21 protein-coding genes are annotated in these 21745 nt (G+C 61.2%); 12 read left to right on the top strand and 9 right to left on the bottom strand.

Annotation, left to right across the window (positions count from 1 at the left end):
* Window position 1: 1 nt before the first annotated feature.
* Together GTF44_RS04205 and GTF44_RS04210 are read right to left on the bottom strand one after the other, a co-directional pair.
* Window positions 2–952: an alpha/beta fold hydrolase gene (locus GTF44_RS04205; protein ID WP_171557746.1), complete on the bottom strand. Its 951-nt coding sequence runs from the start codon at window positions 950–952 to the stop codon at window positions 2–4.
* 6 nt (window positions 953–958) lie between these two features.
* Window positions 959–1252, bottom strand: coding sequence for an SCP2 sterol-binding domain-containing protein (locus GTF44_RS04210; protein ID WP_145211516.1), 294 nt, complete (start codon window positions 1250–1252; stop codon window positions 959–961).
* A 125-nt stretch (window positions 1253–1377) separates the two neighbouring features.
* Between GTF44_RS04210 and GTF44_RS04215 the strand changes: the two genes are divergently transcribed.
* From GTF44_RS04215 to GTF44_RS04240, 6 genes are all read left to right on the top strand, one after another.
* Window positions 1378–1887: a tetratricopeptide repeat protein gene (locus tag GTF44_RS04215; protein WP_253261148.1), complete on the top strand. Its 510-nt coding sequence runs from the start codon at window positions 1378–1380 to the stop codon at window positions 1885–1887.
* Between the two features lie 53 nt (window positions 1888–1940).
* Window positions 1941–4817 (top strand): helicase-related protein, encoded by a 2877-nt coding sequence (locus tag GTF44_RS04220; protein ID WP_253261149.1) that lies wholly within the window; start codon window positions 1941–1943, stop codon window positions 4815–4817.
* Entirely contained in the window at window positions 4814–5179 is a 366-nt protein-coding gene (locus tag GTF44_RS04225) for an RNA-binding S4 domain-containing protein (RefSeq protein ID WP_171558618.1), read from the top strand. The genes GTF44_RS04220 and GTF44_RS04225 overlap by 4 nt, the downstream gene beginning before the upstream one ends.
* Window positions 5180–5280: 101 nt before the next feature.
* On the top strand, window positions 5281–5616 hold the full coding sequence (gene fdxA, locus GTF44_RS04230; RefSeq protein ID WP_145211505.1) for a ferredoxin FdxA: 336 nt from the start codon (window positions 5281–5283) through the stop codon (window positions 5614–5616).
* Window positions 5617–5894: 278 nt separating this feature from the next.
* Window positions 5895–6410 carry a CarD family transcriptional regulator gene (locus GTF44_RS04235; RefSeq protein WP_145211502.1) on the top strand — a complete coding sequence of 172 codons (516 nt, stop codon included), beginning with the start codon at window positions 5895–5897 and terminating at the stop codon, window positions 6408–6410.
* A gap of 223 nt (window positions 6411–6633) precedes the next feature.
* Complete coding sequence (locus GTF44_RS04240; RefSeq protein ID WP_171557748.1) at window positions 6634–6906, top strand: glycine zipper 2TM domain-containing protein; 273 nt, start codon at window positions 6634–6636, stop codon at window positions 6904–6906.
* A 53-nt stretch (window positions 6907–6959) separates the two neighbouring features.
* Here the strand turns inward: GTF44_RS04240 and cobS are convergent, their stop codons facing one another.
* Complete coding sequence (cobS, locus tag GTF44_RS04245; RefSeq protein WP_171558620.1) at window positions 6960–7736, bottom strand: adenosylcobinamide-GDP ribazoletransferase; 777 nt, start codon at window positions 7734–7736, stop codon at window positions 6960–6962.
* A gap of 88 nt (window positions 7737–7824) precedes the next feature.
* Between cobS and cobT the strand changes: the two genes are divergently transcribed.
* The gene (gene cobT, locus GTF44_RS04250; protein WP_171557750.1) at window positions 7825–8841 is read left to right on the top strand and encodes a nicotinate-nucleotide--dimethylbenzimidazole phosphoribosyltransferase; all 1017 of its coding nucleotides are present in this window, start codon (window positions 7825–7827) and stop codon (window positions 8839–8841) included.
* Window positions 8842–8844: 3 nt separating this feature from the next.
* Here cobT and GTF44_RS04255 read toward each other — a convergent pair whose 3' ends face one another.
* Entirely contained in the window at window positions 8845–10812 is a 1968-nt protein-coding gene (locus GTF44_RS04255; RefSeq protein ID WP_171557756.1) for a monovalent cation:proton antiporter-2 (CPA2) family protein, read from the bottom strand.
* A gap of 9 nt (window positions 10813–10821) precedes the next feature.
* Window positions 10822–11277 carry an Lrp/AsnC family transcriptional regulator gene (locus GTF44_RS04260; protein ID WP_171557758.1) on the bottom strand — a complete coding sequence of 152 codons (456 nt, stop codon included), beginning with the start codon at window positions 11275–11277 and terminating at the stop codon, window positions 10822–10824.
* A gap of 144 nt (window positions 11278–11421) precedes the next feature.
* Between GTF44_RS04260 and hppD the strand changes: the two genes are divergently transcribed.
* The 3 genes from hppD to GTF44_RS04275 all read left to right on the top strand — a co-directional run bounded on the left by hppD (window position 11422) and on the right by GTF44_RS04275 (window position 14025).
* The gene (gene hppD / locus GTF44_RS04265; RefSeq protein WP_171557759.1) at window positions 11422–12519 is read left to right on the top strand and encodes a 4-hydroxyphenylpyruvate dioxygenase; all 1098 of its coding nucleotides are present in this window, start codon (window positions 11422–11424) and stop codon (window positions 12517–12519) included.
* Window positions 12520–12665: 146 nt separating this feature from the next.
* Window positions 12666–13274, top strand: a complete 609-nt coding sequence (cobO, locus tag GTF44_RS04270; RefSeq protein ID WP_171557761.1) for a cob(I)yrinic acid a,c-diamide adenosyltransferase — start codon at window positions 12666–12668, stop codon at window positions 13272–13274.
* Between the two features lie 64 nt (window positions 13275–13338).
* On the top strand, window positions 13339–14025 hold the full coding sequence (locus GTF44_RS04275; protein ID WP_171557763.1) for a D-lyxose/D-mannose family sugar isomerase: 687 nt from the start codon (window positions 13339–13341) through the stop codon (window positions 14023–14025).
* Here GTF44_RS04275 and GTF44_RS04280 read toward each other — a convergent pair.
* Window positions 14018–14914, bottom strand: a complete 897-nt coding sequence (locus GTF44_RS04280) for a bestrophin family protein (protein ID WP_171557764.1) — start codon at window positions 14912–14914, stop codon at window positions 14018–14020. The genes GTF44_RS04275 and GTF44_RS04280 overlap by 8 nt on opposite strands.
* Before the next feature lie 2 nt (window positions 14915–14916).
* Entirely contained in the window at window positions 14917–16179 is a 1263-nt protein-coding gene (purD, locus tag GTF44_RS04285; RefSeq protein WP_171557766.1) for a phosphoribosylamine--glycine ligase, read from the bottom strand.
* Window positions 16180–16259: 80 nt separating this feature from the next.
* Here purD and xseA point away from each other — a divergent pair, with 80 nt between their 5' ends.
* Window positions 16260–17837 (top strand): exodeoxyribonuclease VII large subunit, encoded by a 1578-nt coding sequence (gene xseA, locus GTF44_RS04290; protein WP_171557767.1) that lies wholly within the window; start codon window positions 16260–16262, stop codon window positions 17835–17837.
* Window positions 17838–17889: 52 nt separating this feature from the next.
* Here the strand turns inward: xseA and GTF44_RS04295 are convergent, their stop codons facing one another.
* Window positions 17890–18564 carry a hypothetical protein gene (locus tag GTF44_RS04295; RefSeq protein WP_171557769.1) on the bottom strand — a complete coding sequence of 225 codons (675 nt, stop codon included), beginning with the start codon at window positions 18562–18564 and terminating at the stop codon, window positions 17890–17892.
* Between the two features lie 259 nt (window positions 18565–18823).
* Here GTF44_RS04295 and GTF44_RS04300 point away from each other — a divergent pair, with 259 nt between their 5' ends.
* Window positions 18824–19480 carry a site-2 protease family protein gene (locus GTF44_RS04300; protein ID WP_171557771.1) on the top strand — a complete coding sequence of 219 codons (657 nt, stop codon included), beginning with the start codon at window positions 18824–18826 and terminating at the stop codon, window positions 19478–19480.
* Between the two features lie 12 nt (window positions 19481–19492).
* Here GTF44_RS04300 and GTF44_RS04305 read toward each other — a convergent pair whose 3' ends face one another.
* Window positions 19493–21742: a xanthine dehydrogenase family protein molybdopterin-binding subunit gene (locus GTF44_RS04305; RefSeq protein ID WP_171557772.1), complete on the bottom strand. Its 2250-nt coding sequence runs from the start codon at window positions 21740–21742 to the stop codon at window positions 19493–19495.
* Between the last annotated feature and the right edge of the window lie 3 nt (window positions 21743–21745).

Raw genomic sequence — 21745 nt, forward strand, 5'->3', positions numbered from 1 at the left:
CCTAACTGTCGCCCTCGAACCAGGTCACAATCGCATCAAGGATGCCATCGCGCATCGCCGGGGCCTCCATAAGCACCTCATGCTCGGCCCCTTTGATCAAATCAAGCCGTCCGCCAGGCCAATGCGCCATGCGAGCTTTGATGGCGCTTGGTTCCACGATCCGCTCCAACTCTCCTAAGATCGTCAGCGCCGGTGTGTCAGGCGCAGGCATCGCGAGCAAGGTGCTGCTCTCGCGCAGCGCGGCATTAACCCATCGGATAGAGGGGCCGCCGAGCGCCAGATCCGGATGCTCTGCCACTTGTCGTGACATGTAGTCGAAATTGTCCCGATCCGAGGTCAGCGGGTTGTCTTCAAACGCCATTGGCTCCGCAGGGCCTGTCGTGGGCGCAAATTTGGTGTCAAGGCCAAGCGGGCCGCTCAACCCCATCACGATCCCAGAGATCGAACGGAGAAACGGCGACATCTGAATGCCCCACATCGGTGCGGTGAACACCGCGCGCGTGATCGGCAACCCGTCATGCAACGCCCTGAGCCCAATGGCCCCGCCCATCGAATGACCGATCAGAAACCAAGGCTTCGGTGGCGCGATCTGGTCCAGCACTTGGCGCATGGCCGCCACATCTTCGCGATACTCATCGAAGCTGACTACATGGCCCATATCGCGGCGATGCGCAGGGCGGTCGGCAAGGCCCTGGCCGCGCCAGTCGATCGCGACCATACCATAACCGCGCGCGACCATGTCTCGCGCCAACCGTCCGTATTTCTCGATATACTCCGTGCGGCCCGGGAACATCAGGATGGTGCCTTTGTCGCCTCCGGGCCAATGACCAACCCGAATCCGCGTGCCGTCTTTGGCGCGGACCCACCAGGCGCCCGCCTCATCCGGCCCATCGGCCACATCGGCCAGATAGGGGGCGGGCTCAATCGCGGTGTCGACAGGATCGGCCAACATCACATGTCAGCCGAGCGCGCCGCCGAGGCGCATGGCCGCGCCCATATCGCCATCAACCTTCAGGCGCCCGCCCATGAAGGCGGCGGTCGGGTTCAGGTCCCCGGCGAGGATTTCTTGAAATGTGTCGGCATCGGCGGTCATCGTCACATCGGCTTCGGCCCCGTCTTCGGCGGCGCGCACGCCCGAGCCGTCGACAACAATCGCGCCTTCACCTTCGATGACAAACATGGCGCTGCCGTCGAACCCATCGCCGAGTTTCGCGCTTAGAGCCGCTACGGCACCGGTAATCACATCGCTCATGAAAATCTCCTTCCCGTCGATCACGCGGCTTTGTTCTGGAACCTGCGTGTCAGAATGCTACAGTCAAAAGCAGAATGAGAGCATTCGTCATCATACACAACACTCTCCTTGCGGCAGTTTTGACCATGTCGGCGGGAACCGGCTTGGCCTTTGCGCAAAACGACCGCTTGGAAGAATTGTTTGAGCGGCTCCAAATCCCGGATTTGGGCAATTGGGAGTTGGTGGAAGAAGAGATTTACCAACGCTGGTCAATCTCCGGCTCGGCCTCGGCGGATTTCCTGTTGATGCGGGGGCGCGAGGCGCTGGATGAGGGCGATCTGGACGCGGCGCTTGATCACCTGACTGCGTTGACGGATCATGCGCCGGATTTCGCCGAAGGTTGGAATGCGCGCGCCACAGCCTATTTCCGGATGGGCATGTATGGCCCCTCAATTGCCGATGTGCAGCAAGTCCTGGCCCTCAATCCACGCCATTTCGGAGCGTTGACGGGACTGGGGCTTATGTTGGAGGAAATGGGCGAATTCGACGCCGCGTTGGAGGCTTTTGAGAGCGCGCAAGCTATACATCCACACCGGCCCGACATAAATCAGGCGGTGGATCGGTTGAACCGGATGCTTGAGGGCGAAACCCTCTAGATTTTCAGAATAAGGGCCGAAAGGGGCTGCCCTTCGCCGGGTGGTCAGGCAGAATGACAGGCAGCATGTCGGGGCAGGGGCGCATTGCCGCCATCCTTGGCCCCACCAATACCGGGAAAACCCATTACGCGATTGAGCGGATGCTGGCGCATCGCACCGGTGTCATCGGTCTGCCGCTGCGCCTGTTGGCGCGCGAGGTCTATGACAAGATCGTCGCGCTGCGTGGCCCCTCTGTCGTGGCGCTGGTCACAGGCGAAGAACGGATCGTGCCGCCGCGCACGCAATACTGGGTCTGTACCGTTGAAGCGATGCCGCAGAGCAACGGCACGGATTTTCTGGCCGTCGACGAGATACAACTCTGCGCGGATCCCGAGCGGGGCCATGTCTTCACCGACCGTTTGCTCCATGCCCGTGGCCTGCATGAGACGCTGTTTCTGGGTGCGGACACGATGCGCGGTGCGATTGCGGCTTTGGTGCCTGGCGTCCAATTCATGCGACGTGATCGGTTTTCGGAGCTGACCTACACAGGCTCAAAGAAGATCAGCCGCATGGTGTCCCGTTCTGCAATCGTTGGATTTTCGGTCGAGAATGTCTACGCCATTGCCGAGCTTTTGCGGCGCACGAAGGGCGGGGCCGCCGTGGTCATGGGGGCGCTCAGCCCACGGACCCGGAACGCGCAGGTGGAGCTCTATCAAAACGGCGATGTGGATGTGTTGGTGGCCACCGACGCCATCGGCATGGGCCTCAATCTCGACATCCGCCATGTGGCGTTTTCGGGTCTGCGCAAATTCGATGGGCGTAAGATGCGCGACCTTGCCCCCAACGAACTGGCACAGATCGCGGGCCGGGCAGGGCGATACACCGAGCCCGGCAGTTTCGGGGTCACGGGCGAGGCCGCGCCGCTGGATGATCAGGTGGTCGAGTCGATCACCAACCATCGCTTCGCCCCAGTTCGGAAACTGCAATGGCGGAACTCGCGATTGGAGTTTGGCACTGTCCCGCGCTTGATCGCGTCGCTGCAGGAGCACACGCAAGACGAGTGGCTTTCGCGGGCGCGAGAAGCCGACGATCTGATGGCGCTAAAGGCCATCTCGGGGCAAGCGGATGTGGCCGAACGGATCAGCGGTGCACAGGACGTAAAACTCCTTTGGGATGTCTGCCGTATTCCCGATTTTCGAGGGATCAGCCACGCGGAACATGCGAGCCTTCTGGCGGGGATTTTCGACTATCTGCACGATCTGGGCCGTGTGCCGGACGACTGGCTTGCGCGACAGGTGAAACGCATCGACCGTACCGAAGGCGATATTGACACGTTGTCTAAACGATTGGCGTATATCCGCACATGGACCTATGTCGCGCAGCGGAATGGCTGGGTCGATGATGAATCCCATTGGCGAGACGCCACGCGTGCCGTAGAAGACCGCCTGTCAGATGCGCTTCACGAGCGGCTGACGCAAAGATTTGTCGACCGGCGCACCTCCGTGCTGATGCGCCGGTTGAAGCAGAAGGAGAGCCTTGTGGCCGAGGTGAACGACAAGGGTGAAGTGACGGTAGAGGGCCAATTTGTGGGCCGCCTCGAAGGATTCCGGTTCCGGCAGGATGCATCCGCCACGGCCGATGAGGCCAAGACACTACAGCAGGCCGCGGTGGCGGCGCTCCGGCCAGAATTCCATCTCCGCGCAGATCGGTTCTATAACGCACCGGACACCGAGTTTGACTACACCGAGCAGGGTGGTCTGATGTGGGGCGACCAAGCGGTGGGCAAACTGGTTGCCGGGCCCGAGGCGTTGAAGCCTATTGCCGAGGCCTTTGTTGATGATGAGGCCGGGCCGGAGGTGATGCAAAAGGTCCAGCGTCGGCTGCAACATTTCATCGACCGCAAGGTGGCGACCCTTTTTGAACCGCTTTTGGCGATGTCGAAGGATGAGGCGCTCACCGGGCTGCCGCGCGGTTTCGCCTTCCGCATGGTCGAGGCGCTTGGTGTCCTGCCCCGCGCCGATGTCGTCGAGGATGTGAAAGCGCTGGACCAAGACGCGCGGGCGCTTCTGCGCAAGCATGGTGTGCGCTTTGGCCAATTCACGATTTTCCAACAACTGCTTCTCAAACCCGCACCGACGCGGTTGCGGCTGGTGCTTTGGGGCTTGGCCAAAGGGCTGACCGAGTTCCCGGAAAGCCCGCCGCCCGGTTTGGTGACGATCCCGAATGCCGAGGGGGTGCCCGACGGCTATCATACGATGTCGGGCTATCGAGCAGCGGGTGCTCGGGCGATCCGCATCGACATGCTAGAGCGGCTCGCCGATATGCTGCGCCAGCAAGATACGCGCGGCGGATTTGAGGCGACGGCGGATATGTTGTCGATCACCGGGATGACGTTGGAACAGTTTGCGGATCTGATGCAGGGCATCGGGTATAAGGCGGATCGCGGAGAGCGGGTGAAGGTGAAAGCGGCACCAGTGACAGAGACGCCTGCTGCGGAGACATCTGCGACGGAGGGGGCCGACACGCCTGATCCGACTCCCACCGAACTGCCGGACGATGCGCCCGGCGAAGGGCCTCCCGCGCCGCCGCAGGAAACGCCGGCGGAGCCGCCCGCTGAGGCACCGTCAGTGCCGCCGCAGGAGATACCGACGGAGACACCGCCGGAAAGTGCAGCAGCTCTGGCGGAAGCTGCGGATGCGGTACCGGAGATGGAGGTGTTCTACACCTTCGCCTGGGCCGCGCGCCGCCGCCCGAACCAACAGGGTCAGCGCCGAAATGATGGCGGCGGCAAACCGCGTGGTAAGAAGGGCAAACCGCAGGGCAAGCCCGGTGGCAAACCACGCGGCAACAAACCTCAAAGCTTCTCCGCCAGGCCGGATCGCAAGAAAGACCGGATCGACCCGGACAATCCTTTTGCCCAAGCCCTCGCGGGGCTGAAGGATAAGAGCTGACTGAGGCGGTCAAAGACCGGCTGGACAAGTGGCTCTGGCAGGCGCGGTTCTTCAAGACCCGGAGCCTGGCCACGAAAACCGTGTCGGGCGGCCATGTGCGCGTCAATGGCGAGAAGGTGCAGAAAAAGGCAACCTCGATCGGGCCCGGTGATGTGTTGACCTTCCCGCAGGGTCGGATGATCCGCGTGGTTCGGATCGTCGCCTTGGCGACCCGCCGTGGCCCTGCGCCCGAGGCACAGGCGCTCTATGACGATCTGACCCCGCCTGCGGAGCCAATCCCCGAACGTGTCGGTGCGCGCCCCACCAAGAAAGCGCGGCGCGATCTGGAGGCGTTCCGAGACGATGACCCCGATAGGGTCTAGCCGCCAGAGTGGATCATAATCGGGCAACGGCGTCGCACCCATCTTGCAACTTTTGTGGGGGTTGCGTAGCTAACGATTGACCAAGTCTGCCGAGTCTCCTGATGACCTATATCGTTACCGACAACTGCATCGCCTGCAAATACACCGATTGCGTGGAGGTTTGCCCCGTGGATTGCTTCTACGAGGGTGAGAACATGCTGGTCATCCATCCTGATGAATGTATCGATTGTGGCGTGTGCGAACCGGAATGCCCGGCTGATGCGATCCGCCCCGATACCGAGCCGGATATGGAGACCTGGGTCGAATTCAACCGCAAGTGGTCCGAAGCCTGGCCGGTGATCATCACCAAGAAAGATCAGCTGCCAAATGCGGATGAGATGGACGGCAAACCCGGCAAGATGGAGCTGTTTTCCGAGGCGCCGGGCGAAGGTGGTTGACCGATTCGCATCTGCGATGCAGATTTAGAGATATGAAATCTCTGTTGCACCGCAGCATAACCCTGTAAAAACAGGGCTGTTTGGCCTGTGCGCGGCGTCAGATTTTGAAACCTTCGTTTTTTATGCTATATATCTGTTACAAATAGAGTTGTGACACGCGCCGCGGGGCTGCTGCCCGCGATGAGATATCAGGACATAAGAATCCGCTTGTGGAAAGCCTGTCTTTCCACTGGCGTTTTTGTCGCCTGATGCTCGCGGGCCGAAAGAGGAAGACATATATGAGCAAAGCACGCAAATCTCGGGATTTCAGCCCTAACGAATACGTGGTGTACCCTGCGCATGGCGTGGGACAGATCGTATCGATCGAAGAGCAAGAGATTGCTGGGATGACGCTTGAGCTGTTCGTGATCTCGTTTGAGAAAGACAAAATGACCCTGCGTGTGCCGACCGCCAAGGCCACCGAAGTGGGCATGCGCTCACTCTCGAGCCCTGATGTGGTATCGAAAGCACTTGATACGCTGAAGGGTAAGGCGCGCGTGAAACGGGCCATGTGGTCCCGCCGGGCGCAGGAATACGAGCAAAAGATCAACTCGGGCGATCTGATCGCGATTGCCGAAGTCGTGCGGGATCTGCACCGCGCCGATGATCAGCGAGAGCAGAGCTATTCCGAACGTCAGCTTTACGAAGCGGCGCTTGAGCGTCTGACCCGCGAGTTGGCGGCTGTGAACGGCATGGATGAGGCTGGTGCGCAGAAGCGCGTCGACGATGTCTTGACGGCGCGCGCCGCCGCCTAACCCGCTTGAAATTCAACAGAGAACGCCCGTCGCATTGCATTGCGGCGGGCGTTTCTGTTTTCGCGGCGGGCGCGACATCGGCATGATTGTGCTGATCTTTGATCAGCGTTGCGATCAGACTGGCCATTGCCTCTGGGCTGGCCGAAGATTGAACCCGATCTGTGGTTGGTCCGACCCATTGAGGTAACAGGATCGGACGAAAGCACGTTGGAAAGGACGTAACATGTCGAAACTTCTTATGACCGTCATCGCGGCAAGCACGCTGTTTCTTGCAGGCTGCCAGATGAGCGACCAAGACCGCGCGAATCTCGGCCTTCTGGGCGGTGCTGCGGGCGGTGTTTTGCTGGCCGACGCTTTGGATGCCAATGATGAGTGGACCATTGTGGCCGGCGTGGCCGGTGCCGCCGCGGGCACGTTGTTGGCTCGTAGCACGCAGCAGAATCGCTGCGCATATGCACGTGGCGACGGCACGATCTACTACGCTGCCTGCCCCTAATCTGAGGCGCATCGTCAAGTCTCTAGCTGGGCCTCCTCACCGGGAGGCCCTTTTTATGTCAGAGCCGCAACCAAAACCGCCATCGCCGCAATCTCTGCCAATTGCTGGCTGGCGCCCAGGACATCGCCGGTTTGTCCACCGATCTTGGTTTTGGCCAGTGCACCAAGCCCGATGGCGACGGTGAACCCCACGAGAAGCGCCAAAAACCCTCCAAACCCCGCAAAGATCAGCGCCACGCCACCGGCCACGCTACATGCCAGCCATGTGGTGTCAGCGGCGGGGCGCCCGACAGCGCGCGCCAACCCGTCGGCGCGCGCCGGGGCCAGATGCGCCATCAGCGCGACCATCGGCGCACGGCTGATCGCCGCGCTCGCGATCAGCACGGGACCTGCACTGCCGTGATCCAAGGCGGCCGCGATCAGCGACCATCGCGCCAGCAGGCTGAGGCCCAAGGCCAGAACACCATAGGTGCCGATCCGGCTATCGCGCATGATCTCCAGCCGCCGCTCGGGTGTCCAACCGCCCCAGAACCCATCCGCCGTATCGGCCAAGCCATCTTCATGCAAAGCCCCACTGGCAATAATCAAAACGGTCAGTGTCAGGGCCGCGCAGACGCCAGTCGGCAGGCCAAAGGCCATCGCGATCCCACCCGTCAACGCGCCCAAAATGCCAAGGACGGCACCCGCCAGCGGCCAGGCCCACGCCGCCCGCGCTGCGCGGTTTTGGTCGCCCGACCATGGCAAGGGCAAGCGCGTCAGCAACCCCAGGGCCAGCCAGATATCGGCGGCCCGGATCAACGCCGTGTCGGATGTTCTGTCGCCTTCGGACATCAAATAGGCCTTTCTGTCGCGTGGCGTGTGATCAAGCTTGCGATAAACACCAAAGCCAACGTGATCGCAAATGAAAGACATCGCCGCCATGATCCAAGCTCCCGATAGCCCCGCCGCGTTTCGTGCAGCGTTAACCGCCGCGCCGAGTTCGGACGGGGCGGCCATCGCTGAGGCGCAAGCGCGCAATGGGCAACTCACCAAGCCGCCGGGCGCTCTTGGTCGGTTGGAGGATTTGGCGATCTGGTATGCGGGGTGGCGGTCGAACCCGCGCCCAACAATCGCTTCACCGCAAGCGCTTGTCTTTGCAGGTAATCACGGCGTGGTTGCGCGGGGAGTCAGTGCTTTCCCGGCGGAGGTCACCGTGCAGATGGTGGCCAATTTCGAGGCGGGCGGGGCCGCGATCAACCAACTCTGCAAGTCTGCCGGTGCGGATTTGAGCGTTCACCCGTTGGAGCTTGACCGCCCGACCGCCGATTTTACCCAAGGTCCTGCGATGAGTGAGGCCGAGCTAATGGCCGCTATCGGTGTCGGTTGGGCCGCCGTCAATCCGGAGGCGGATCTTCTGATCACCGGCGAAATGGGGATTGGGAACACCACATCCGCCGCAGCCATCGCATTCGCGCTCTATGGGGGCGAGGCCAGCGATTGGACCGGTCGGGGCACGGGTGTGGACGATGCAGGGCTTGCGCTGAAAACCCAAGTGGTGGCTGATGGGCTGGCCGCCAATCCAAGTGCCGCCACCGACGGGCTGGAGGCGCTGCGGTGTCTTGGCGGGCGCGAACTGGCCGCGATGGTCGGCGCGATTGCCCATGCCCGCGTCTTGCGCATACCGGTGATTTTGGATGGGTTCATTTGTACCGCTGCCGCCGCCGCCCTGGCCAAGGCCGTGCCCGGCGCGCTGGATCATGCGGTGGCGGGGCACCTTTCTGCGGAACATGCGCATGGGCCGCTCCTAACCGCGCTTGGCAAAGAGCCACTTCTGGCGCTTGGCATGCGGCTGGGCGAGGGCAGTGGCGCGGCTTTGGCGATCCAGGTTCTGAAAGGCGCCTTGGCCTGCCATTCCGGCATGGCAACCTTTGCAGAGGCCGGTGTCGCAGCGGGTTAGAGCCTAGCCGTCGCCTGGGTTTTGCGTCGCGTTTTGCCGGGCGATCACGCCTTTGAGGGCCCCGGCGTCGCTGCGGGTGCGGCGCTTGCCGGTTTGCGGTGGCTCATCATGAGCCATCTCATCAAGCTGCGTGACCAGAGCGGTCTCCAGGTTGTTGTTCAGCTCGCGCGCGCGCTCCATATACGCGTCGTTCTGCGTCACCGGCACGCCCGGCACCCAGACATCGGCGAGGCTGCGCAGGTTTTGCCGATCGTGACGGTAAAACGCGGTTTCCAACTCATGGGCCTCGTAATCGGTCATCCCCATATCTTCGAGCACGTAGCGCGCCGCGCGGAGTGAGCTGTCGAACATCTCGCGCACGATATGATCGGCCCCGGCATTGTAGAGCTCGTAGACATGCAACCGGTCATGCGCCCGCGCGGTGATCGCGATATCGGGGCGGAGCCGTCTGGCATAGCTCACCAGATTGACCGCCGCTTGTTTGTCATCCACAGCAACCACCAGAACGCTCGCGTCATCCAACCCCGCCGCATGCAGAAGCTCGGGCCGGGTCGGATCGCCAAAGAAGCCCCGGAACCCAAATTTGCGCATCAGTTGGATCGTTGAGAGGTCACTGTCGAGTACGATGGTTTTGAAGCCGGAGGCCTGCACCATCCGGTTGACGACCTGCCCAAACCGGCCAATTCCGGCGATGATCACCGGGGCCTTGGCATCGATCCGATCCGGCTCGGGGTTCTCGTCGTTTGCCTCGCCCATCCGGCGGCTGAGATAGTCGTAGAGGATGAAGAAAAGCGGCGTCAGCAGCATGGAAAGTGCGACGACCAAAAGCAGCATTTCACCGATATGGATCGGCAACACCGTTTGCTGCAGTGAGAAAGAGATCAACACGAAGCCGAACTCGCCCGCTTGCGCCAGGCCGAGGGTAAAGAGCCAGAGGTTTCGCCCGCGCAACCGAAAGATCAGACCGATGCCATAAAGCAGAACGCCTTTGACGGTCATGACTGCGAGCGTCAGCCCGACCACGACAAAGAAACTGTCCCAGAGGACCCGGAAATTGATACCTGCGCCGACGGTGATGAAGAAAAGCCCCAGAAGCAGCCCCTTGAAAGGCTCGATATCGGCTTCAAGCTCATGGCGGAATTCGGAGTTGGCCAGCACCACACCAGCAACGAATGCCCCAAGCGCTGGCGACAAGCCAACAAGGATCATCAGAAACGCGATGCCGACGACGATGACGAGCGCGACAGCGGTATACATTTCACGCAACCGCGCCATATGGATGAACCGGAAAAGTGGGCGGCTTAGGAAATAGCCGCCGAGGATGACGGCCGCAACCGCGCCGAGGGTCACCAGGGTGACACCCCATCCCGGCAACCCCTCGACAAGCGACATCGTGTGATGCGCGTCATCCTCGACCGCGCGTTGGATCGAGCCGTCTTCGCCGAAACTGACCAATCCGGGCACGGCCAGAAGCGGCAAAAGCGCCAGCATCGGGATCACGGCAATGTCTTGCGTCAGCAGCACCGAGAAGGCAGAGCGCCCGCCATTTGTCTGCATCAGCTTCTTTTCATTCAGCGTTTGCAGCACAATCGCGGTGGAGGAAAGCGCCAGGATCAAACCAATCGCCAAAGAGGTTTGCCAGGCAAAGCCCAACAGCGCCGCGCCACCTGCCAGTGCAGCCGTGCTTAGCACGATTTGCGCGCCGCCAAGGCCGACCAGCTTCTTGCGCATCTCCCAGAGGCCTTTGGGGTCTAGTTCCAAACCGATGAGAAACAGCATGAGGACGACGCCGAATTCCGCGAAATGCTGCAAATCTTCCGTTTCGGCCCCGACCAGCCCCAGAACCGGGCCAATCATGATCCCCGCGAGGAGATAGCCAAGCACCGACCCCATGCCGAACCGCACCGACAAAGGCACCGCGATCACCATCGCGGCGAGGTAGATGGTGGCTTGGAGCAGGAAATCTTCCATATAAACGTCCTAGATGGGCAATGGCGCGTCGGGCTTCATCTGATCCATAACGATCTGCGATTGCACCCGCGCGACGGAGGGGTGCGGCAAGAGTATCCCGTGGATGATCTCGTGCAAGGCTTGCAGATCGGCGCACCAAACGCGGAGCAGGTAATCGGCCTCACCTGTCAGCGTAAAGGCCGCTGTGATCGCTTCTTGCGCCCGGACGAGGCGGGCGAAACTGGCATCGGTGTCATCGCTATGGGCCGCCATCTGCACCTGCACGAAGGCTTGCACGCCCAAGCCGACACGCGCCGGATCGATAACGGCCCGGGCCCCGATCAGATAGCCTGCCGCTTCGAGGCGTTGCCGTCGGCGTCCGGCTTGGCTGGCCGAGAGGTTCAGCTTCTCGCCCAACTCCTGCGCGGTCAGGGTCGCGTTTTGTTGTAGCGCTTTGAGAAGGCGCCGGTCAGTGTCATCAAGCATGCGGGGCTGTCGCGTGAATTATGGCTTTGGTGCGTATATCTTGCGAGTATATATGGATAAGTCCAGTAGAATGCGCGGAATTCGCACCAGGAATGCTGTATTCTGCGCATAGCGAACAGATTCCCTTTCGAAGGAGGAAACCAAATGGGCCCGTTCCCCCATGACGCCCCCCGTGCCACCATCAGTGACGAAAACCCCGCAGGAACCGACGGGTTCGAGTTTGTCGAATTCGCGCATCCCGAGCCGCAAGAGCTCCGCGACCTCTTCGCCAAGATGGGTTATGTGCATACAGCCAATCACAAGACCAAAGCCATTGAGCTTTGGCAGCAGGGCGACATCACCTATGTGCTGAATGCCGAACCGGGCAGTTTTGCCAGTCGGTTCGTGGAAGAGCATGGGCCCTGCGCGCCATCGATGGCCTGGCGCGTCGTGGATGCCGAGCACGCGCTGAAACATGCGCTGTCGAAAGGGGCCGAGGAATATACCGGCGCTGACAAAACCATGGATGTGCCCGCGATCATCGGCATCGGTGGCAGTCTGATTTATCTGATCGACCAGTATTACGATGCGAACCCCTATAACGAGGAGTTCGATTGGGTTGCTGATGCGCATCCCCAGGGCGTTGGGTTCTTTTATCTCGATCACCTCACCCACAATGTCCACAAGGGCTATATGGATATCTGGTTCGACTTCTATGGTCGAATCTTCAACTTCAAGGAAATCCGCTTCTTCGATATCGAAGGCAAGTTCACCGGTCTCTTGAGCCGTGCGCTCACCTCGCCTTGCGGTCGCATCCGGATCCCGATCAACGAGGACCGGGGCGAGAAGGGTCAGATCGTCGAATATCTGAAACGCTATAACGGCGAAGGTATCCAGCATATCGCGGTTGGGTCCAACGACATCTACGCCTCGACCGACCAGATCGCTGAGCGTGGCATCAAGTTCATGCCCGCCCCGCCGGACACCTATTACGACCTGAGCCATGAGCGCGTGCAAGGTCATGAAGAACCGCTCGATCATATGCGCAAACATGGCATTCTGATCGACGGCGAAGGCGTGGTTGATGGCGGGGAAACCCGCATCCTGCTGCAGATTTTCTCGAAAACCGTGATCGGCCCGATCTTCTTTGAGTTCATTCAACGCAAAGGCGATGACGGGTTTGGCGAAGGCAATTTCAAAGCCCTCTTCGAGAGCATCGAGGCCGACCAAATCGCGCGCGGCGTGCTTGACGAGGCGTCCTAACCCCGCACGCCCTTCTCCAAAGGGGCGGATCTGACGCATGATCTGCCCCTTCTCTGCTTCACAAATATCCCCGCCGGAGGCATCCGCGCCTTGCCAAAGCAGGCGCGTTCGGCAATCTGGGCGCTCTGATGACCAGGAGTGCGCTTATGGATGATGTCACCGGCCGCCATAATGAAAAGATGCGCAAGCTGAAGAAAGCGCGGGATCGTCTGATGGCGACGAAGACCGAGAAAAAAGGTCTGATTGTCGTGCATACCGGCAATGGCAAGGGCAAATCCTCTTCCGGCTTTGGGATGATCATGCGCTGTATCGGCCACGGCATCCCGTGTGCCGTGGTGCAGTTCATCAAAGGCACCTGGACGACCGGCGAGAAAGAGCTGCTGCGCAACCGCTTTGCCGGAGAATGCAAGTTTGTCGTCTCTGGCGAGGGCTTCACCTGGGAAACGCAAGACCGGGAGGCGGATGTGGCGGCCGCCGAAGCCGGGTGGGAACAGGCGAAGGCGTTGATCCTCGATCCTGAGATTCAATTTGTGCTGCTCGACGAGATCAATATCGCACTCCGCTACGACTACTTGGATATCGACGCGGTGGTCGATTTCCTGCTGCACGAAAAGCCCGAGATGACCCATGTGGTGCTGACCGGGCGCAACGCCAAGCCGGAGCTGATCGAGATTGCCGATCTGGTAACCGAGATGACGCTGGTCAAACACCCGTTCAAAGATGGGATCGTCGCACAAAAGGGCGTGGAGTTCTAAACCAGACGCTTGCAAAAGCGCCGAACCTTGGGTCATCGGCGCGGAAACCCCGGGAGATCGTCAGATGAAGCGCTCAGAGATCAACGACATCATGGCCGAGGCGGATGCGTTTATCCGCTCTTTCGGCTTTGTTCTGCCGCCATTCGCCTATTGGACGCCGGATGAGATGAAGGCCAGGCGCGCCGAGATCGATGGGATTGTCTCTGGAGGCATGGGCTGGGACGTGACCGATTATGGGCAAGGGAAATTCGATGAGCTCGGGCTTTTCCTATTCACCCTGCGCAATGGCCGCCTCTCCGATCTGCAAGCGGGCGGCGGCATGTGCTATGCCGAGAAACTGTTGATTTCAAAGAAAGACCAGATCAGCCCGATGCATCGGCATTATCTGAAAGCCGAAGATATCATCAATCGCGGCGGGGCCACGATGGCGATTGAGCTCTACGGGTCCGCCGAGGATGGTTCTTTCGACGAAACCGCTGGCGGCACCGTGCTCTGCGACGGGATCGCGCGGGCGTTCAAGCCCGGCGAGGTGCTGCTTTTTCAACCCGGTGAAAGCGTGACGCTGATGCCGGGTGATTGGCATGCGTTTTGGGGCGAAGGTGGCGATGTGTTGATCGGTGAGGTTTCAACGGTGAATGATGACGAGACGGACAATTGGTTCCGCGCGCCGATTGGGCGTTTTGCAGAGATCGACGAAGATGTCGCGCCGACGCATCTTCTGGTCTCAGACTACAAAACTTGGCTCAGCTGAGATGATAGTCCTTTGGCAGCAGCGGCTCGGGCACCTCTAGGCCAAGCCGTGGCGCGAGGCTGATCTCGACCACCCGGCACATCGCATCCAGCGGCAATCCGTTCACGCTGGTCCCGAAGGGTTCTGCCAGTTCTTCGGTCACTTCCGCCAATCCCAGAAACACATAGGCCACGACGGCGACGAAGAGCGGGGTCAGCCAGCCCGCCTGTTCCACAAGGCCGAGCGGCAAGAGCAGGCAATAGAGATAGGTCGTCCGGAAGATCAGCAGCGAATAGACATAGGGCAGAGGCGTCGTGGCGATCCGCTCGCAGCCGGCCTGCGCCAAGGTGATTGCGCCAAGCCGTTCGGTCAGCGCTTTGGCCCCAAACCCGTCGATCTCGCCCGCCTGATGCGCCGCCGAAACCTCGTCGGCCAGTTGGTTTAGCGCGCCACAGGGCGGATGGGGCGTTGCACTGAAATCCTCCCCCGTCAGCGTCTTCGCGGCGGCGTCGTTGGGCAGTTGACGCAGATTGGCGCGGTGAAGATGCAGAAAGGCCAGGGCAAGCCGGAGCACCTGTTTTTGTCGGTCCGGCTCGCTGATGAAGATGTCGGTTTCTCGGCCGAGCGCGCGCAGATCGGCGATCAACTGGCCCCAGAGCCGCCGCCCCTCCCACCACCGGTCGTAGGCGGCGTTGTTGCGAAACCCCAGAAACATCGAGAGCGCGACACCGAACACCGCGAAGGGTGCGGCGCTTGGATGCGCGAGCGGCAAAAGCCCGTTCTGGTCAACAAAGGTCACGCCCGCCGCAAGTGCGGTCAGGATCACGATCCGCGGGGCAATGCGTGGCAAAACCGAACCTTTGACGGCGAAGAGCAGTTGCAACAGGGTCGGCTTGTCGCGGACGATCATGGTTAAAGCGCCCGCCAGCCGATGTCTGAGCGGGCGAACCCGTCGGGCCAGTCGATTTTGTCCACCATGTCATAGGCTTTGTCGCGCGCCTCTTGAAGCGTCGCGCCGCGTGTGGTGACGTTCAATACCCGACCGCCAGCGGCGCGAAACTGCCCCTCGGCCCGGGTTGTGCCCGCATGAAAGACCATCTGAAAGCTATCCTCGGGCAATCCTTCCAGCCCTTTGATCACGCTGCCTTTTTCATAGGCGCCCGGATAACCTTTCGCGGCCATCACCACGGTCATCGCGTGGTCATCGGCCCAGTTCACCTGCATCTCGGCCAGCCGATCTTCGGCACAGGCGAGCATCAAATCCAAGGCCTGCGCTCCAAGCCGCATCATCAGAACCTGACATTCGGGGTCACCAAACCGGACGTTGTATTCGACGAGCCGGGGCTGCCCGTCTTTGATCATGAAACCCGCATAAAGCACGCCGCGATAGGGTGTGCCGCGTTTGGCCATCTCATCAATCGTTGGCTGGATAATCTCGGCCATTGCTTTGGCGGCGACGGCCTCGGTCAGAACCGGCGCGGGCGAATAGGCCCCCATGCCGCCGGTATTCGGCCCTTTATCCCCGTCATAGGCGCGTTTATGGTCCTGCGCTGTGCCAATTGGCAGGGCGGTTTTGCCATCGGAGAGGACAAAGAAACTCGCCTCCTCGCCCTCCATGAATTCTTCGATCACCACTTCGGCACCTGCGCCGCCAAAGGCGCCGCCGAACATGTCGTCAATCGCGGCCAAGGCTGTCGCCTCGTCCATCGCCACGATCACGCCTTTGCCCGCGGCCAGCCCATCCGCCTTGACCACAATCGGAGCGCCCTGGTCCCGGATATAGGCCTTGGCAGCTTCGGCTTCGGTGAAATGCGCATAAGCCGCGGTCGGGGCATTTGCGGCATCACAAATCTCTTTCGTGAAGGCTTTCGAGGCCTCAAGTTGCGCCGCGGCTTGTGACGGACCGAAGGTCAAGATGCCAGCATCGCCAAGGGCATCCGCCACCCCGGCAGCCAGCGGTGCCTCTGGCCCGACGATCACAAAATCAATCGCCTCTTCACAGGCGAAATCGGTGACAAGCGCCGGATTTTCGACATCCAAATCCGCGCATTGTGCAATTTGGGCGATACCCGCATTGCCGGGCGCGACGATCAGCTTGTCGCATTTCGGGTTTTGCAACACGGCCCATGCCAAAGCATGTTCGCGCCCGCCGCCGCCGAGGATCAGGATGTTCATGGGCACGCCTCCTTGGCCTTTGATTGCGGGCGTTCTAAGCTGCGCGCGAGGCCAAGACAAGCAATGGGGGCAGGGGCAAGATGTCCGATTTGATCGACGACGATGAAACCCCGGGCAATGCGCCGGAGTTCAGCGTCTCGGAAATCTCCGGCGCAGTGAAACGCACCGTCGAGGGCGCGTTTTCCCATGTGCGTGTGCGGGGCGAGGTCGGGCGACTGTCGCGGCCGCGCTCAGGTCACATCTATCTGGATTTGAAAGATGATCGCAGCGTCCTGGCGGGCGTGATCTGGAAAGGGATTTCTGCGCGGCTGGCACATCAGCCGGAAGAAGGCATGGAAGTGGTCGCCACCGGGCGGATCACCACCTTTCCGGGGCAGTCGAAATACCAATTGGTGATTGAGGATATTCGCCCTGCGGGCGTGGGCGCGTTGATGGCGATGCTCGAAAAACGGCGCGCGGCCCTGGCGGCTGAGGGGCTGTTTGACGAGGCGCGCAAGCAGCCGTTGCCGTATCTGCCGGAGGTCATCGGTGTTGTGACCTCGCCATCGGGTGCAGTTATCCGGGATATCCTGCATCGTCTGCGGGACCGGTTTCCGCGCAAAGTTCTGATCTGGCCCGTGGCGGTACAGGGGGAGCGCTGTGCACCGGAAGTGTCCAATGCGATCAAGGGCTTCAACGCGATGACGCCAGGCGGCGCGCTGCCCCGCCCGGATTTGTTGATCGTCGCGCGTGGCGGCGGGTCACTTGAAGATCTCTGGGGGTTCAACGAAGAGGCTGTGGTCCGCGCGGCGGCGGGAAGTGACATCCCGCTGATCTCGGCGGTGGGCCATGAAACCGATACGACTCTGATCGATTTCGCATCCGACAAACGTGCACCGACGCCGACGGCGGCGGCGGAGATGGCGGTACCGGTGCGACTGGAGTTGCTGGCTTGGGTCGAGGGGCAGGGCGGACGGTTGTCGCGCGGCGTGGCGCAGGCGGTCTCGCTTCGAAAACAACGGCTTGGCGATTTGGGGCGCGGTTTGCCGCGGCTTGATGCGCTGCTCGAAACGCCGCGGCAGCGGCTGGATCGGGCGGTGGTGCAGCTTGGTCCGGCGCTGAGGGCCGCGACCCAAGACCGGCGCAATCTGGCGGATCGGTTGTCAGGGCGACTGACACCCGCCTTGGAAAAAGCGTTGAATGCCAAGCGGATAGAAGCGGGCCGGGTCGGGGCTGGGCTGGTGCCTGGTCGGCTGGCATCCGGGCTGCGAACAAGGCGGGAAACGCTGTCTAGTCAGGCAAGGCGGTTGCGGCCGAGGCGTTTGACGGATCGTTTGGAGGCGGCGCGGGCGCGATTTGCGGAGGTGGATCAACGGTTTACGCGGGTGGCGGTGGCATCGGTCGCGGCGCGGCGAGAGCGGGTGGAGGCCTTGGAGCGGCTGCGCCAGACACTTGGCTACACCGAGACACTCCGTCGAGGCTATGCCGTTGTTCGGGAAGGCGAAACTCTGGTCACAACCCAGGCAGCCGCAGCCAAGGCGGCGCATTTGGAGATCGAGTTCGCGGATGGCCGATTGGGGGCAATCCCCGGCGGCGGTGTGGCGCGAAAGCCGGCTGGCAAGTCGCCCCGTGGGTCAGCGCCGAAGCCGAGCCAAGGCAGCTTGTTCGACGAAGAATAGGTTACAAAAAATTGGCCAGGGCGTGAATTTCCCAACCCTATCGGCCGATTTCTTAACCTTCTCGTAACCTCATCGCGCGGTTGAGATGCAACATCCGCCAGAGCGTCGGCACGGCTGGCAGAACGAAAAGCAGCAGGCCCAGAAGCATGTAGCTCAACAGCATCGCGGGGATCCATGCGAGGGCGCAAATCAGGCCGGTGACGGCGACGACCCGGTCGGCCGTGACCTGCGGCAAAGCCGGCGACAGCGACAGTTGCAACAGCGCACCGCCGGGCAGGGGTCGCATCGGGATCAGGCTGAGCGCCGCGAGATAGAGATTGACCATGGCGAAGGCGTTGAGAGCCCAGGCCAACCCGCCCTGTGGTAATACCGAGACGATGAGCGTCATGACCGCCCAGAGTGTCAGGTTCGTGAGAGGGCCCATCGCCAAAATCGTCATTTGAACCGATGGTTGCGTGGGCTCGGCGTCGCAGGTGCTGATCCCGCCAGAGAGAGTGATCTGCCGCACGGGAACACCGTACAATCGCGCGGCCAATGCTTGGCCCAATCCATGTAGATAGAGCGCGAGGAAGAGCAGGAGGAGAACCACCATCTCGGCCAGAACATCCGCCACTGTGCCGTTGAAATGCACCAGAAACGCGGCCAGAAACAGGATGCTCAATTTGATCTGAACCGGCCACCCGCCGATGCCGAGTAGACGAAATAGGATTGGGTCTTTCAGAGTCATCTTATCGCGCCTTCAAGAACTACCAGCAGAGCCATGAAAAAAGGTCGCGGGGGTTTGTGGCAATTCTTTAACGCATCTTGGACCATCTTGGGGAGGCAGGCGTCCATACGCAGGTATTGGGCGCTTGGTCATTATTGGCTGTCTTCGATCCCCAGTTTTTCGACGACATTGCCATAGTTTTGCCAGGACATCGTGCAAAACGATCTGAAAAACGTTTCGGAGCGGCCGGTGGACGTCGACCAATCTATGGACCTTTGTCATGTTTCGGAATGACGCGGCGCTTTTTGAGTTTCGCGGGCCATGGGGCGTGCCGGTGCAAATTGGCAGCAGTCTGCTGCTTTTGATCCTGATTTTCCTGTTGTTTAGCAGCACGGTGCAGGAGCTTTACTACGACTTCCTGTTCCTCGTGATTTTGCTGGTGTCGATCTTCTTGCACGAATTGGGCCATGCCTGGGGTGCTTTGATCCAAGGCCAGCCGGTGCGACGGATCATGATTTATGGTGGTGGCGGGTTCTGCGAAAGGGACCGCCCGGCACCGTCTTATGAGGAAGAGTTGATTGTCGCCATGGGGCCGATTGTGACGGCGGTTCTATGGGCCGGTGCGGTTTTGATCGGGCCGTTCCTGCCGCCAGGCGATCTGGCCTGGGCGGTTCATATCTGCGCGCTTGTGAACTTTTTTCTGTTGATCTTCAACATGCTGCCGGTGATGCCCCTGGATGGCGGGAAACTGCTTCATCTGGGCTTGCAGCGTGTGATGCGTTTGGAACACGCCACCCGGCTCTGCGGGGCGGTTGGTCTCGTCACCGCCGTTCTATGGCTGCCGCTGATGATCTTCAGTTTTCATCACTGGGGGCTGCTTTTGCTCTTCGTTCCACCGATTTTGATCCATTGGCGAATGCTGCGCCGCGCCGCCTAGCGCGGCACCGCTTCAAAACACGAAGTCGAAACGCCGATTGAGCGGCAGGTCGCGCACCCGTTCACCCGTCAAATCATAGATCGCATTGGCCAGCGCCGGCATCGAAGGCGGCGTTGAGGGTTCGCCCACACCGCCGATATGGTGCTGCGTTTCGAGAATGCGAACCTCGGTCTCCGGCACCTGATGGATACGGAGCGCGTCATAGTCGGGGAAGTTATACTGATCGACCTCGCCGCCCGAGAAACTGATCTCGCCCATCACGGCAGCGGTGAGGCCATAGACCAGACCAGACACCATCTGCTGTTCGATAATGCCGGGGTCGAGCGCTGTGCCGACATCGCAGGCGATCCAGGCGCGATCCATGGAGATGACACCATCCTGGTCGCTGACCTCCATCGCAATGGCGACAGGTGTGTGGAAGGAGAAGGTCATCGCCACGCCGCGCCCGATACCGTCGGGTGTCTCACCCGACCAATTCGCCATATCGGCCACAGCCTCCAGCACGCCCGCCGAGGCGGCATGTTCGCCGCGGGCCAGTTCCAGGCGGAAGGCCAGGGGGTCGCGGCCTGCTGCATGGGCCATCTCGTCGATGAAGCTTTCCATGAAGAAGCCGTTGATCGAATTGCCGACCGAGCGCCAGAAGCCGATTGGCACGGCGAGATCGGTCAGATGGCCTTGGACCCGGTAATTGGGGATCGCATAGGGCTGATTGAACATCCCCTCCACATGGCCTTTGTCGGGGCCGGGCGGCGAGAAGCCAGCGATCCGCATCAAAGACTGCTGCGTGACGGAGGGCGCGGCCATGCGGCCATCAAGCGTATGGGCGAAGCCTTCACGGATCACGCCGCGCATCCGGGCGGCAGCGGCCGGGCGATAGAAGTCGTGGCGCATATCTTCTTCGCGCGACCAGGTGACTTTTACCGGTGTGTCGGGGATCTCACGGGCCACCCGGGCGGCCAAGACGGCGTAATCGAACTCGCCCCGGCGCCCAAAGCCGCCGCCAAGATAAGTCACATGACAGGTGACCTGTTCAGGGTCGAGTCCAACGGCTTCAGCGGCTTTTTGTTCCGCGAGGATCGGGGCTTGGGTCCCGCACCAGAGCGTCAGCGCGTCGCTGGAATAGATCGCCGTGGCATTCATCGGCTCCATCGTCGAATGGGCCAGCCAGGGCATGGTATATTCCGCCTCGATCTGGATGTCCGATTGCAGAGGAGACTCATCCGCGTCGCCGTCATTGCGGAGGGTGGAGTTTGGTTCGTTGTCGAGGCTGGCGCGGATCACCTGCATCAGTTCTTCTGAGGTTTCGGGGTAGGGGGCGGGGCCCCATTCGATCTCCACTGTTTCGGCGGCTTGGATCGCAATCCAGGTGTTGTTGGCGACAACCGCGATGCCGGTGCCGAGATCAATCACCCTCTCCACGCCCGCCATGGCCTCGGCGGCGCTGGCATCGAAGCGCAGGATCTCGCCACCAAGGCGCGGTGACATGCGGACGGTGGCAAACTTCATTCCCTCCAGCCGGACATCCGAGCCGAACATGGCGGTGCCAGTAGATTTGCGGAGCATATCCGTGCGCGGCATGGATTGGCCGAGATAGCGCCAATTGGCCTTGGACCGCAGTTCGATGCCGCGCGTGATCGGTTCGATCTCTGCGGCGGCTTCGGCCAGATCGGTATAGGGGATCGGGGTGCCATCGGGCGGGATCACTGCCCCGCCTTCGGTGGCCATCGCGCTCCGCGACAGGCCAAGCCGGTCGGCGGCGGCCTGTTTCAGAGTTTCGCGGGCTGAGGCCCCGGCAAGGCGCATCTTCTCATAGGCGTCCAGCATCGAGGTCGAGCCGCCGGTGACCTGAAGCGCCGCCATTTTCGGGATGACGGTCATCGCCTCAATCATCATGTCCTGAAAGCCCGAGCGCTCGTAGTCATTCACCGGCAGGCCATGGGACATCAGCCCGCCATTATAGTACGCCTGATCCGGCGGACCGTGTTGGACGCTGATATCCTCCCAATTCACATCCAACTCTTCGGCAACCAAAGCGGCCAGCGTGGTGTAGACGCCTTGGCCCATTTCGGCGCGGGGCGTGATGATCGTCACGCCGTCCTGGTCGATGGTGACATAGGGCGTGATCGGGTGATTGCCGTCGCCCGTCGGCAACGGATTGGGCAGCGCGCGGGCGTATTGGTAATAGCCAAAGGCGACGCCGCCCGCGATGGCGGCGGTGCCGAGCAGAAAGGTGCGGCGGGCAATGGTTCCGAGACGGCTCATGGC

The sequence above is a fragment of the Roseobacter sp. HKCCD6576-2 genome (assembly GCF_013179285.1).
GTDB classification, from domain to species: domain Bacteria; phylum Pseudomonadota; class Alphaproteobacteria; order Rhodobacterales; family Rhodobacteraceae; genus Rhodophyticola; species Rhodophyticola oceani.